The sequence below is a fragment of the Bradyrhizobium sp. SZCCHNR1002 genome (assembly GCF_032381435.1).
GTDB lineage: Bacteria > Pseudomonadota > Alphaproteobacteria > Rhizobiales > Xanthobacteraceae > Bradyrhizobium > Bradyrhizobium aeschynomenes.
Window position 1 is genome coordinate 454,102 of sequence record NZ_JAUHIS010000006.1, and the last position, 12,922, is coordinate 467,023.

Annotated in this window: 12 protein-coding genes; 7 read left to right on the plus strand and 5 right to left on the minus strand. The window is 65.8% G+C overall.

What is annotated here, in order from left to right:
• Nucleotides 1–66 precede the first annotated feature (66 nt).
• Complete coding sequence (locus QX108_RS27105) at nt 67–486, plus strand: hypothetical protein (RefSeq protein ID WP_315785903.1); 420 nt, start codon at nt 67–69, stop codon at nt 484–486.
• Between the two features lie 184 nt (nt 487–670).
• The gene (locus QX108_RS27110) at nt 671–1,492 is read left to right on the plus strand and encodes an aldo/keto reductase (RefSeq protein ID WP_315785905.1); all 822 of its coding nucleotides are present in this window, start codon (nt 671–673) and stop codon (nt 1,490–1,492) included.
• A gap of 74 nt (nt 1,493–1,566) precedes the next feature.
• Here the strand turns inward: QX108_RS27110 and QX108_RS27115 are convergent, their stop codons facing one another.
• Both QX108_RS27115 and QX108_RS27120 read right to left on the minus strand, forming a co-directional pair.
• Nucleotides 1,567–1,788 (minus strand): hypothetical protein, encoded by a 222-nt coding sequence (locus tag QX108_RS27115; RefSeq protein ID WP_315785907.1) that lies wholly within the window; start codon nt 1,786–1,788, stop codon nt 1,567–1,569.
• A 144-nt stretch (nt 1,789–1,932) separates the two neighbouring features.
• Nucleotides 1,933–2,382, minus strand: a complete 450-nt coding sequence (locus QX108_RS27120) for a hypothetical protein (RefSeq protein ID WP_315785909.1) — start codon at nt 2,380–2,382, stop codon at nt 1,933–1,935.
• 175 nt (nt 2,383–2,557) lie between these two features.
• Between QX108_RS27120 and QX108_RS27125 the strand changes: the two genes are divergently transcribed.
• Nucleotides 2,558–3,838: an amidohydrolase/deacetylase family metallohydrolase gene (locus tag QX108_RS27125; protein WP_315785911.1), complete on the plus strand. Its 1,281-nt coding sequence runs from the start codon at nt 2,558–2,560 to the stop codon at nt 3,836–3,838.
• Nucleotides 3,839–3,851: 13 nt separating this feature from the next.
• On the opposite strand, the gene QX108_RS27130 is transcribed toward QX108_RS27125, so the two are convergent.
• Nucleotides 3,852–5,090, minus strand: a complete 1,239-nt coding sequence (locus QX108_RS27130) for a PLP-dependent aminotransferase family protein (RefSeq protein ID WP_315718909.1) — start codon at nt 5,088–5,090, stop codon at nt 3,852–3,854.
• 175 nt (nt 5,091–5,265) lie between these two features.
• Between QX108_RS27130 and ribB the strand changes: the two genes are divergently transcribed.
• The 3 genes from ribB (at nt 5,266) to QX108_RS27145 (ending at nt 8,746) form a co-directional block, all read left to right on the plus strand.
• On the plus strand, nt 5,266–6,342 hold the full coding sequence (ribB, locus tag QX108_RS27135; RefSeq protein ID WP_315785913.1) for a 3,4-dihydroxy-2-butanone-4-phosphate synthase: 1,077 nt from the start codon (nt 5,266–5,268) through the stop codon (nt 6,340–6,342).
• Nucleotides 6,343–6,406: 64 nt separating this feature from the next.
• Complete coding sequence (locus tag QX108_RS27140) at nt 6,407–7,621, plus strand: acyl-CoA dehydrogenase (protein ID WP_315785915.1); 1,215 nt, start codon at nt 6,407–6,409, stop codon at nt 7,619–7,621.
• 207 nt (nt 7,622–7,828) lie between these two features.
• Nucleotides 7,829–8,746 (plus strand): MBL fold metallo-hydrolase, encoded by a 918-nt coding sequence (locus QX108_RS27145; RefSeq protein ID WP_315718911.1) that lies wholly within the window; start codon nt 7,829–7,831, stop codon nt 8,744–8,746.
• A 95-nt stretch (nt 8,747–8,841) separates the two neighbouring features.
• On the opposite strand, the gene QX108_RS27150 is transcribed toward QX108_RS27145, so the two are convergent.
• Nucleotides 8,842–9,702, minus strand: a complete 861-nt coding sequence (locus tag QX108_RS27150; protein WP_172110681.1) for a DUF1499 domain-containing protein — start codon at nt 9,700–9,702, stop codon at nt 8,842–8,844.
• A 226-nt stretch (nt 9,703–9,928) separates the two neighbouring features.
• On the minus strand, nt 9,929–11,557 hold the full coding sequence (locus tag QX108_RS27155) for a fatty-acid--CoA ligase (RefSeq protein WP_315718912.1): 1,629 nt from the start codon (nt 11,555–11,557) through the stop codon (nt 9,929–9,931).
• A 127-nt stretch (nt 11,558–11,684) separates the two neighbouring features.
• On the opposite strand from QX108_RS27155, the gene QX108_RS27160 reads away from it, so the two are divergent.
• A complete protein-coding gene (locus QX108_RS27160) occupies nt 11,685–12,839 on the plus strand; it encodes an extensin family protein (protein WP_315785918.1) in 1,155 nt (384 codons plus the stop codon).
• The last annotated feature ends 83 nt before the right edge of the window (nt 12,840–12,922 follow it).

A 12,922-nucleotide genomic window follows, 5' to 3' on the forward strand; every position in this document is an offset into this window, starting at 1 on the left:
GTGTCGCCAGGGGATCTCGCAGCAGGGGCGCGCAATTGAGGTTGCGCGGGAAGACGGGAGGACGGGATGGTCTTGAGAGCGTTCATCGGCACGGTCACTTGCGCCGTGTTGCTCACGGGAACGGAATCCATCGCAGGTACATATCAGCCGGGTGACTTCCTCCGGCTCGACTTGTCGAAGGCCGTCTTGTCGCCGGAGCCACTTGGACCCGAGGCGCATTTCGAGCCCGTTCCTATCGAGGCTCGGACCGACCGGCCAACTGTCGCGTCCCGGCTGCCGGTGGATTCGGATATCACCGCGATCGTCCCGCATGCCAACGTCGCCCGCCGGCCTCAGGCCGCACGGACGGCGGAGCGGCCGCGCGGCGCGGCCCGCAACCGACTCGCGCAGCGGCGCGGCAATCCGCTGGATGCGCAGGCGATGGACACGCGGATTCAGACCTGGCCTTGCCGGCCGGGAAACGGCGGAATCTGCGGCTGGCGTTGAGCCGGATGCTGGTCCTCCAAGACGGAACCAATCTCCCGATATCTTGATTGAGGTCGGATGCCGGCCCGCTTGAACTGCCAAGCGCCGCGCAGGCAAGCTGAGCCGATCCCGCCAAGGTCTTGATGTTCCGAGGCTGCCGCCAGCATCCGCTCGGCCGCCGGTTGGCGCGTCTCCAGGAGAAGTCATGAACGTCATTGAAACGCAGGGTATCCGTCTGCCGAAGCTTGGCCTTGGCACGTTTCGCATGCAGGGCACGGTATGCCGCGAGGCCGTCGAGAGCGCGCTCGCGCTCGGTTATCGTCACATCGACACCGCCGAGATGTACGCCAACGAGGATGCGATCGGCGCCGCGCTCGCCGCGGCGTCGGTGGTGCGGGAGGAATTGCATGTCACGACAAAGGTCTGGCCGGAAAATCTCGCGCCGGACTCGATCCGCCGCGCGTTCGACACCAGCTTGAAGAAGCTCAGGCTGGACTTCGTCGATCTCTATCTCATCCATTGGCCGGCCAAGGGAATGAATCTTCCGGCCGCGCTGGACACGCTGCTGAAGCTGAAGGAGGAGGGCCGCACCCGTGCCATCGGCGTCGCCAACTTCACGGTCGCGCTGCTGAAGCAGGCCGTCGAGGACATCCAGGCGCCGATCGCCTGCAATCAGGTCGAGTATCACGTGATGCTCGACCAATCGAAGCTGATGGCCTACATGGCCAGCCGGTCGATCCCCTTGGTCGCCTATTGTCCGCTGGCGCAGGGACGTGCCGCCGCCGACGAGACGCTTGCCGCGATCGGCCGCAAGCACGGCGCGAGCGCCGCGCAGGTCGCACTGAAATGGCTGCTGGACCAGGACGGAGTCGCGGCGATCCCCAAGGCCGGCCGCAAGGAAAGCCAGCAGGCCAACTGGGATGCGATGAAGGTTCGACTCGATGACGAGGACCGCCAGACGATCGCAGTACTCCCGAAGGACAAGCGCTTCGTCAATCCGGGCTTCGCGCCGGACTGGGATCGCTGACGTCGGCAGAGCACGTGCTGCGATCAACAGAAAAATGGCCCCGTGCGGGGCCATTTCCTTGTCTGCGCAGCGGATCAGTAGCGCTTGATCACCACCGTGCGGTCGTGGTGGCGGTGATACGGACGGACGTAGCGGGGAACGACGTGGCGATGCACGCGGTACTCGGCGCGCGAGCGATCCCAGCCGTGATGGTGGTGGCCGCCGCGCTTGATAATGACGGTCTCGGCGCTGGCGATCGACGGCACCGCCAGCGCGATGACCGAGAGCGACGCGAGTGCAAGAGCGAGCTTCTTCATGTTGTCCTCCAGGATGAATTGCGCGAGGTCAACTTGAAGTGTGCAAGAACGTTCCGCAGGAACTTCTACGAAGTTGCTGAATGTACGTTCAGATTTCGTTTGAGGCACGAGCGCCGTGCTGGCCTGGCGCGACTTTTGTCCCGGTCAGTCGCACTTTCTGAGAGCCGGAGTCGGCCTGCCATTGGCGACGAACCGCGCCTCGCGAATGGTGTAGCTGCCGTCCTCGCCGCGATTGAACAGCGAGCGAATGCCGCCGTCCGATGTCCTCACGATGCCGTTCTCGCGCGTCTGCCGCGCCTTCGGCAGCACGATCGAGAGCACCAGCGTCTGGTCGGGCTCGATGCGCGCGCTGGCCACCTCGTTGACGTCGGACGGATCATGATCGCGGCGATAGATCAGCTGGCCATCGGACGTGACTTCGTAGGAGATGATGGCGCCGCGGCCCTTGACCGCCGGCACGCTGCAATCGGCCGCCCATGTCCCGATCAAGCCCCAGGCCCGCGCGGCGTCGACGGCATCACCGGCCGAAGCAGCCGACGCGAATGATGATGCGAGGAGGAGGATCGCAAGGAGCGGGCGGAAGATCGATGTCATGCGGTCTCGCGGAGATGACTGCCGGGACATCTTAATGCACTGCGTCAACTGCGCAACGTCAGACCTGAGCTGGGACGGTTGACAGAAAGTCTCAATCTTTTCGAGCCGGCCTTGCTGGACCGGAGGGCGAGGCGCATGCTCCCGGCAACTACAAACAAGCTTGGGGAGGCTGAACATGTCCGCGCTGTCGCGCCGCAATTTCCTGCTGTCGTCCGGAGCGGCCGCCATGGCCGCGATGTCGAGGCCTGCTGATGCCGCCATGGGTCCGGCCGACAAGTTCGACATCCTCATCAAAGGCGGCGACGTGATCGACCCCAGCCAATCGCTGCGCGGCAAGCGGGACGTCGGAATCCGCTGGGGCGTCGTCGAGGCGATCGAGCCGGAGATTGCTGCCGACCGGGCGCTGCGGTCGATCGATGCCGCCGGCCGGCTGGTGATGCCGGGCCTCATCGACCTTCACAGCCATGTCTATCCCTATGGTTCGGCGATCGGGATTCCGCCGGACGAGCTGGTGCAGTTCCAGGGTACCACGACGGTGGTCTCGGCGGGCGACGCCGGGGTGAACAACGTGGCCGCGCTGCGCCGCTTCATCGCGGCGCAGTCGCGCGCACGCATCTACGCCTTCATCCATATCGCCAACAACGGCCTGTCGGCGTTCCCGGTCGCCGAGCTCTACAACATCGACAATGCGCAGGTGGACGCCTGCGCCATGGCGCTGGCCGAGAACCCGGACTTCCTGCTCGGGGTCAAGGTTCGGATGTCCGAGAACGTGATCTTCAAGCACGGGCTCGAGCCGTTGAAGCGCGCCATCAAGGCTTGTGAGCTATGCGGCTGGCCGGCGCGGATGATGGTGCATATCGGGGGCGTCGAGACCGCCGAGCTGATGTCCCAGATCCTGGACCTGTTGCGGCCCGGCGATGTCCTGACCCATGCCTATTCCGGCGCGCCGAACCTCGGCGGCGCCTTCACCAACATCGTCCAGGACGGCAAGCTGCTGCCGGCGGCGCTCGCCGCCAAGCAGCGAGGCGTGCTGTTCGATGTCGGTCATGGCGGCGGCAGCTTCGACTTCACGGTGGCCGAGGTGGCGATCCCCGGCGGCTGCGGACCCGATGTCATCTCCTCGGACATCCATGTGTTCTCGGGCAATTCACCGGGCATGCCGTTCCTGCCCAACGTCATGGGCAAATTCCTGGCGATGGGGTTCTCCCTGGAGCAGGTGGTGAGCATGGCAACCTCGGCGCCGGCCAAGATCATCAGCCGGACGCCCAAGCTCGGCACCTTGCAGGTGGGTGCGCCGGCCGATATCGCGATCATGGATCTGGTCGAAGGGCCCGTCAGCTTCCTGGACACGCGAGGCAACAGGCGCGAGGGCAAGCTGCAGCTGAAGCCGGTCCAGACCGTGATCAACGGCGTGCCATTCGGCCGACCGTATCAGTCGCCGTTCTCGGTCCGATGAAGCAGCGGCGCGATCATTCGGTCGCGCTGCTTCGCTCCACGTTCGCCGAACGCTTGGGCACGCCGAACTCGTCGCGGCAGACCTCCGCGAGGACGGCGATGCCCTCCCGGATCTCCTGATGCGAGGGGCTGGCAAAGCACAGCCTCACGCGGCTTCGCGCATGCGCGGCGTCGGTCGACCATTCCGGTCCCGGATTGATCGACACGCCGCGCTTGAGTGCGGCCTGCGAGAGCTTCATCGCGTCGACCTGGTCCGGCAGCTTGACCCAGAGAAAGATACCGCCCTTCGGCGGCTCGAACTCGGCGGCCGTTCCAAACTCGGCATTGAGCGCGTCGATCAGGGTGTCCAGCTTGGCGCGCAGCCCGCGCACCAGTTGCGGCACGTGGCTCGCGAAATGCGGCTTGCAGTATTCTGCCAGCACCATCTGCTCGAGGGCGCCCGAGCCGGCGTCGGTCTTGAGTGCGAGCAGCACCGACATGATCTCCCAGGGCGCGACCAGAAAGCCGACGCGCAGGGCAGGTGCGACCGATTTCGAGAATGAGCCGAGGTGGATGACGCCGCCATGGTCGGACATGCCATGGATCGCGCGCGGCCGTTTGCCCTCCCAGATCAAGTCGGCATAACAGTCGTCCTCGAACACCGGCACGCCATAGGCGCGCGACAGCCACAACAGCTCGGCGCGGCGGTTCTCCGGCATGATGGTGCCGGTCGGGTTCTGCACCGTGGGAATGGTATAGATGTATTTCGGCCGGATGCCGCGATCCTTCAAATCGGCCAGCACGGTGGCCAGCACGTCCGTTCGCATGCCGTCCCGGTCGAGCGGGATGCCGATGACCTTCACACCGAGCCGCGCCAGCCGCGTCAGCGTGCCCTGGTAATTGTCCTGCTCGACCAGCACGGTGTCGCCGCGCGTGAGCAGCGCCTGGTTGACCAGGTCGAGCCCCTGCAACGAGCCGGACAGGATCATGATGTCGTCCGCCCGGGCCGATAGGCCGGCGTCGCGCGCCAGCTTGGCGGCCAGGAAGTCCCGCAATGGCCGATAGCCCTGCGGTCCATGGGCGAGGCCGTAGGTCGCCAGGGAACGGCCTTCGCGGGCCAGCACGGCGTCAGCCGCGGCGCGCAAGTCTTCGACCGGCACGGCGTCAGCGTCATTGTTGCCGCCGACGAAGCTGTATCTTGCAAGTCCGGTCCAGCGCGCGGCCGGCGGCGGCAGGCCGGGGCCGAGGAGCGGTGCAAAATCGAATGCGGCCATGAGGCACGCCTCCCTTGTTCTCAATTTGCCGCGACTTTAAACAGATACCAGGGCGCTTGTCCCCACGGGACAGGTCCTTTTCCGGGGAAGGCCGACTTTCGAGCCGCGGTTCCGCTGCTCTGGCGCGCGCCCGCGATCCCGGCTAAAGCACCCCGGAAAAGCAGCGAGACTTGTAATGGCCGACTCGATCCAGGAAGTTCTGTACGCCTTCGCCAAGGGCGAGATGGTCGTCGTGACCGACGATGACGATCGCGAAGGGGAAGGCGATCTGATCGTGGCGGCCTCGCTCTGCACGCCCGACAAGATGGCGTTCATCATCCGTCACACCTCGGGCATCGTCTGCGCCCCGATCACGGCTGAGGACGCACGGCGGTTGCGTCTCGATCCGATGGTCGCTCACAACGACTCCAATCATACCACGGCCTTCACCGTCTCGATCGACTACAAGCCGGATGGCGGCACAGGCATCTCCGCCGAAGAGCGCGCCTCCTGCTGCCGTGCGCTCGCCAATCCGAATGCCGGCGCCGCTGATTTCGCACGCCCCGGCCATATCTTCCCGCTGATCGCGCGTGACGGCGGTGTGCTGCTGCGCTCGGGCCATACCGAGGCGGCGGTCGATCTCTGCAAGCTCTCGGGGCTGCCGCCGGTCGGCGTCATCTCGGAGTTGATGAACGACGACGGCACCGTGATGAAGGGCGAGCAGGTCGTCCGCTTCGCCGCCGCCCACAATCTCAAGCACGTCACGATCGCCGATCTGATCTCCTACCGGCAGGCGCGCGAGAAGCTGATCGAGCGGGTGTCGACCTTCACCACCGAAAGCCCGATCGGGCCGTTGCAGGGCTTCGCTTATCGCTCGCCGTTCGATCCGATCACCCATGCGGCGTTCGTCTACAACGGCATCGGCGACGGCAAGAACGTGCTGACGCGCTTGCACAAGCCCAACATCGTGAAGGATCTGATTGCGGGTCCGCAGCGTATTCAAGCGGTGCTGCAGCACTTCAAGCAGGCCGGCCGTGGCGTGCTGATCTATCTGCGTGACGGCGCGGCCGGCGTTCCGGTCGAGCCGGTCACGGAGCCGCATACCGCAGAGGCCGATCGCCACCGTCAGTGGCGCGAGGTCGGTGTCGGTGCGCAAATTCTGCGCGATCTCGGCGTGACGTCGATCCGGAACCTGACCTCGTCGGCCCATGACTACAAGGGCCTGTCGGGGTTCGGCATCGAGATCGTCGCTAATGAGCGGCTTGAAGGCTGAACTTCCAGGATTTAACCTCCAGACGGCTGCGACCCGTGCGCAGCGAGACGCGAAAGGACCATTCATGAGCGCGCGCCCTCAGGCAAAGGACAAGCCGGCCCAGTCGAGCTTCCAGTGGGACGATCCCTTCCTGCTGGACGAGCAATTGACCGAGGACGAGCGCATGGTGCGTGACACCGCGCGCGCCTATGCCCAGGACAAGCTGCTGCCGCGCGTGACCAAGGCCTATCTCGAGGAGAAGACCGACCGCGAGATCTTCAACGAGATGGGCGAGCTCGGCCTGATCGGCATCACGCTGCCGGAAGAATATGGCTGCGCCAATGCGAGCTACGTCGCCTACGGCCTCGTGGCGCGCGAGATCGAGCGCGTCGATTCCGGCTACCGCTCGATGAACTCGGTGCAGTCGTCGCTGGTGATGTATCCGATCTACGCCTATGGCGACGAGAACCAGCGCAAGAAATATCTCCCGAAGCTCGCCAGCGGCGAATGGGTCGGCTGCTTCGGCCTGACCGAGCCGGACGCCGGCTCCGATCCGGCCGGCATGAAGACGCGCGCGGAAAAGGTGGCCGACGGCTATCGGCTGACCGGCAGCAAGATGTGGATCTCGAACGCGCCGATCGCCGACGTGTTCGTGGTGTGGGCCAAGTCGGCCGCGCATGACAACCAGATCCGCGGCTTCATCCTCGAGAAGGGCATGAAGGGCCTGTCGGCGCCGAAGATCGGTGGCAAGCTCTCGCTGCGTGCTTCGATCACCGGTGAGATCGTGATGGATGGCGTGGTGGTGCCGGAGAGCGCGCTGCTGCCCAACGTCTCCGGCCTCAAGGGGCCGTTCGGCTGCCTCAACCGCGCCCGTTACGGCATCTCCTGGGGCGTGCTCGGCGCCGCCGAGGACTGCATGCAGCGCGCCCGCCAGTACACGCTGGACCGCAAGCAGTTCGGCCGTCCGCTCGCCGCCACCCAGCTGGTGCAGAAGAAGCTCGCCGACATGGAGACCGAGATCGCGCTCGGCCTGCAGGGCTCGCTTCGCGTCGGCCGGCTGATGGACGAGGGCAAGATGGCCCCCGAGATGATCTCGATCGTCAAGCGCAACAATTGCGGCAAGGCGCTCGACATCGCCCGCGTTGCCCGCGACATGCACGGCGGCAACGGCATCCAGATCGAGTATCACGTGATGCGCCACGTCTCCAACCTCGAGACGGTCAACACCTATGAGGGGACGCACGACGTCCACGCCCTGATCCTCGGCCGGGCGATCACGGGTATTCAGGCGTTCTTCTAAGGGCGCTACGCGACGCGCGTCGCCTCCGCCCGCGAGATGGGCGGTCGCCATCGCGCTCACCACTGTCATCGTCCGCGAAGGCGGACGATCCAGTAATCGCCGGCTCATCGAGACTCATGACCGTCTCGGAGTACTGGATACCCCGCTTTCGCGGGGTATGACGGCGGAGAGTGGGGTGACTGTGTGCCCCATGCAGGAAGGCACGCCATGGCCGACAATGACGACATCCCGTTCAACCGCAGCTTCCCGCTCGTCGCTGGACAAGTGGACGAGGTGCGGCCAGGCATTCGCCGCGTTCTCTGCAACAATCCGAGTCCCTTCACCTTCACCGGCACCGTCAGCTACATCGTCGGCCGCGGCAACGTCGCGATCATTGATCCCGGCCCGGATAACGAGGCGCATGCGCAGGCGCTGCTGGATGCCGTCCGCGGGGAGACGGTGACCCATATCATCGTCACGCATACGCATCGTGACCACTCGCCGAACACCGGACGTTTGAAGGCTGCGACTGGCGCCACGGTCTATGCCGAGGGTCCGCACCGCGCCTCGCGGCCGCGCTATGAGAGCGAGAAGCACAGTCCGGAATCCGGCGTCGACCGCGACTTCGCGCCGGATGTCGCGATCGCCGACGGCGACGTGATCGAAGGGCAGGGGTGGCAGCTCGAGGCGGTGGCGACGCCCGGGCATACAGCCAATCATCTCGCTTTCGCCTGGAGCGAGCGCAGCACGACCTTCGTCGGCGATCACGTGATGGGCTGGGCCACGTCGATCGTGGCGCCGCCCGATGGCTCGATGGTTGACTACATGGCCTCGCTGGAGCGGCTCGCGGGCCGGCCGGAGGATCTCTATTTCTCGGGCCATGGCCCCGAGATTCCCGAGGGCCCGCGCTACACCCGCTTCCTGCTGCGCCACCGCCAGGCCCGTGAAGCCTCGATCCTGCATCGCCTCGCCAAGGGCGAAGCGGACATCCCGACCATGGTGCGCGCGATCTATATCGGCATCGATCCCCGGCTCACCACGGCAGCGGGCTATTCCGTGCTGGCCCATCTGGAAGACCTTGTGGCTCGCGGCATCGTGGCGACCGAGGGCGATCCGGTCATCGGTGGGACTTATCGGCTGGCGTAGCGAAAGGCGAATAGGGAGTAGCGAACAGGTGAGCGAGCACAGGCCTGAGCGACTTCATTCCGTATTCGCTACTCCCTATTCGCCATTCGCCCGTTTCACTTCTTCACCGTCTTCGCATTTCCCTTCGCGGCCACCGGCGGCGGCGTGACCTTCTTCACCGGCTTCTGCGCCTCGGCCTCACCGGCGTTGGACAGATCCTCCAGCAGTTTCGTCACGCGTGATGCGTTGCTGCCGAGATCGGAATCGAAATAGCGCGAGGCGGAGCGCACATCGATCCGGGAGTCCTCGCCGTCGGGCTTGACGCGGATCGAGATGTCCTCGCGGAAGCCCATGATCGGCGTGCGTGCGACCGCCTCGATGCGGCCCTCGCGGCGCGGCGGCTGCGGCGCGCGTTCGTCGACGATGAACCATTTGCGCCGGTTGATCAGCTTCAGCGCGACCGCATAGGCGCGGTCGGGCGGAAGCTCGATCTGCACCGGCTCGATGTCCGGGTAGATCGTCCGCTGTTGCTCCCACGAATACAGACCGGCGTAGACGGCGGTGTTGGTGCCGTCGCCGTTGCGCAACGGCGCCAGCGCCTCGAAGCGCGGCGGGTCGACGGGATCCGTGGTGATGTCGTAGATCTTCGGCAGCTTGCGGTATTGAAGCGCGAGATAAGCGGGGTAGGCCAGCACGACCGCATCGATCATGAAGGCAAGCAGGACGCGGCTCATGCCGCGGCTGCCATTGCGCCAGATCGCGACGAAGGCGGCGAGGCCGAGCAGGATCGACAGCACCGCGAGGCCGAGCGCGCCGAAGAAGGTCGCCAGCGCCGGCTTCATCTCCAGGAAGTCGAAGCGCAGGATCAGGATCGAGACGACCACGGCGACGACGGAGAACACCGCGAGGTTGCGGGTCCAGGTCGCGAGGCTGGAGGTCGGCTCCGACAGATAGGGGGCGTGGAACCTGCGGGCCATCGGGTCGGGAGCTGCCGGGGTTGAGCCATCATGGTCGATGGCCGTCGCCATCTGAGAGACCATGGGGATGACGCAAATTCAAGGACTTTGCCAGCACCCTTGAGGTTCACGAGATCGACGGGACAGCCCTGGAGCGAGGCGACGATCGCAGGGGCTTTCGGCCCAGACAGAAGCGGCCCCACCATCGCCGGAGGGGCCGCTCTGATTCGAAGCTCAGCTAGGCGCGTCAGGCCGCGGCGTTGGGGAAGCGATATGCCTTGAACTGCTCGCGCAGCGCGGTCTTGAGGATCTTGCCTGTCGCGGTGTGCGGGATGCCGTCGACGAAAGCGACGTCATCGGGCATCCACCACTTGGCGATCTTGCCTTCCATGAATTTCAGGATGTCCTCGCGGGTTGCCGTCTGGCCCTGCTTGAGCTGGACGATCAGCAGCGGACGCTCGTCCCATTTCGGATGATAGACGCCGATCACGGCGGCCTCCGCCACGGCGGGGTGGCCGACTGCGAGGTTCTCGAGGTCGATCGAGGAGATCCACTCGCCGCCGGACTTGATGACGTCCTTGGAGCGGTCGGTGATGCGCATGAAGCCATGCTCGTCGACGGTGGCGACGTCGCCGGTGTCGAAGAAGCCTTCCTCGTCGAGGATGTTGCTGTCGACTTTGTAGTAGGCCTTGGACACCGCTGGGCCCGACACCTTGAGCCGGCCGAAGGTCTTGCCGTCCCACGGCAGCTCGGCGCCGGCATCGTCGGTGATCTTCATCTCGACGCCGAACGGCGGGAAGCCCTGGGTCTGCAGCACGTCGAGCTTCGCGTCACCCTCGGCAGTGAGGAACGGCGGCTTCAGGGTGGCGAGCGTGCCGATCGGGCTCATCTCGGTCATGCCCCAGGCGTGACGCACGCCGATGCCCATGTCGAGGAAGGACTGGATCATCGAGCGCGGCATCGCCGAGCCGCCGCACACCACCATCTTCAGATGCGGCAGCGTCAGCTTATGCGCCTGCATGTGCTGCAGCAGCATCAGCCACACCGTCGGCACGCCGGCGGTGTAGGTCACCTTCTCGGTGTCGAGCAGCTCGTAGACCGAGGCGCCGTCGAGCTTGGGGCCGGGCATCACCAGCTTGGTGCCCATCGAAGGCGCGGAGAACGCGATGCCCCAGCTGTTGGCATGGAACAGCGGAACCACCGGAAGCATTGTATCGCCGGCCGACGTGCCCAGCGAATCGCGGGAGTTGGCCATCAACGCGTGGAGCACGTTGGACCGATGCGAATACAGCACGCCCTTGGGATCGCCCGTGGTGCCGGACGTGTAGCACATCGCCGCCGCGGTGTTCTCGTCGAAGGTGCTCCATTTGAAGTCGCCATCGGCCTCGCCGATCCACGATTCGTAGGCAACCGCGTTCTTCAGCGTCGTCTGCGGCATATGCGCGGCATCGGTCAGCACCACGTAGCGCTCGACGCTCGGCAGCTTGTCGGCGAGCTTTTCCAACAGCGGCACGAAGGTCAGATCGGTGATGACGATGCGGTCCTGGGCGTGGTTGACGATCCAGGCGATCTGCTCCGGAAACAGGCGCGGATTGACCGTGTGACAGATCGCACCGATTCCCATAATGCCGTACCAGACCTCGAGATGACGAGCGGTATTCCAGGCAATGGTGGCGACGCGGTCGCCGAGCTTGATGCCGTCGCGCGTCAGCTTCTGTGAAACCTTGAGAGCGCGGTCGTGGATTTGCCGATAGGTGGTGCGAACGATGGGGCCTTCGACCGAGCGGGTCACGACCTCCTGGGAGCCGTGGATTGTCGCCGCATGCTCGATGATCCGGTGACAAAGCAGGGGCCAGTCTTGCATCAAACCAAGCATCAGGTCGTTCCTCCGGTGGTATTCGCTTTAGGGCAGCGAGGGTCTTTTGGTCTGTTCCGTGAATTTTAGCGCGCGCAGCAGCGCGCGCAAATGGGCTTGTAGGGGTAACGAGGTCGCGGCCAGGGCGATGGTTAGCGCCACGGCCACGGCGGTGGCATTGAGCTGCCTCATGGCCGCAGCGCCGGCGGCCGCACGGTCCGGGGCGGCTGACCCGTCACACCATCGCGCCCCGGCAGCGGCCGCAGCGCAAAGGGAGCATCCGCTCGCGGCCGTGCCGCTGCCACGGCCACGTCCCGAATCGGCACCGCAGCCCGCCTCCCGCGAGCAGACCAAGGACGCCGCCCGGGAGGAGGGGACCGACGGAGGCAAGGAGGGGGCAAAGGAGGCCAAGGCACCGCCCGCGCCGCAGCCATCCGCCTGCCGAATCGCGCTGACCGAGGAGATCGCGATTGCGCCCTCGATACCGCCGATCAAGGGGCCGGGGGCCTGCGGCGGCGACGACCTGGTGCGGCTGGAGGCGGTGGTGCTGCCGGACAAGCGGCGGGTGGCGGTGACGCCGGCGGCGGTGATGCGCTGCACGATGGCGTCTACGGTCGCCAACTGGGTCCGCAACGATGTTGCCCCGCTGGTCGTCCGCCTCGGCAGCCCGATCGCCGCGCTGGATAATTTCGATTCGTATCAATGCCGAGGCCGCAACAACGTTGCCGGAGCGCAGATGTCTGAGCATGGCCGGGCCAACGCGCTCGACGTGCGCGGCTTCAAGCTCGCGGACGGCCGCATGATCGAACTCACCGACCGCACCCAGCCGCGCGATCTGCGGGAGGCCGTGCTGCATTCGGTCTGCACGCATTTCTCGACCGTGCTGGGCCCGGACTCGGACTGGTATCATGAGGATCACATCCACCTCGATCTCGCGGAGCGCCGCAGCAATTATCGCATCTGCCAGTGGGACGTGCTCGATCCCTTGCCGAAGATCGCACCGCTGATGCCGGCCGTCCGGCCCGACGACGCGCCGCCGCGCGAGACGGCGGAGGCCGAGGAGGAGGCCAATGAAGGTGCCAAGGAAGGCGCCAAGCAGGAAGCAAAGGGCGAGAAGGCCGCCGGTCGCGCTGGGCCGCGGGGCGCGGCGGAGCCGGACGCACGGAAGGCGGCGCCGTCGGAGTCATCATCTGGCGATGCCGCGGCGGCAGAGGCCGAGGATCCCGAGCTCGCGACGCCGCCTCCCGCTCCGCAGCCTGCCCCTGCAAAAGGCGGCAAGAAGAAGCACAAGAGCAAGTCCTGATGGCGAGCGACGCTGCCGCTGCCGATTCGCCGCCTCCGCTCCGCCGCTCAACGGCCGAGGCGGTGAAACCGATGGGCTGACAC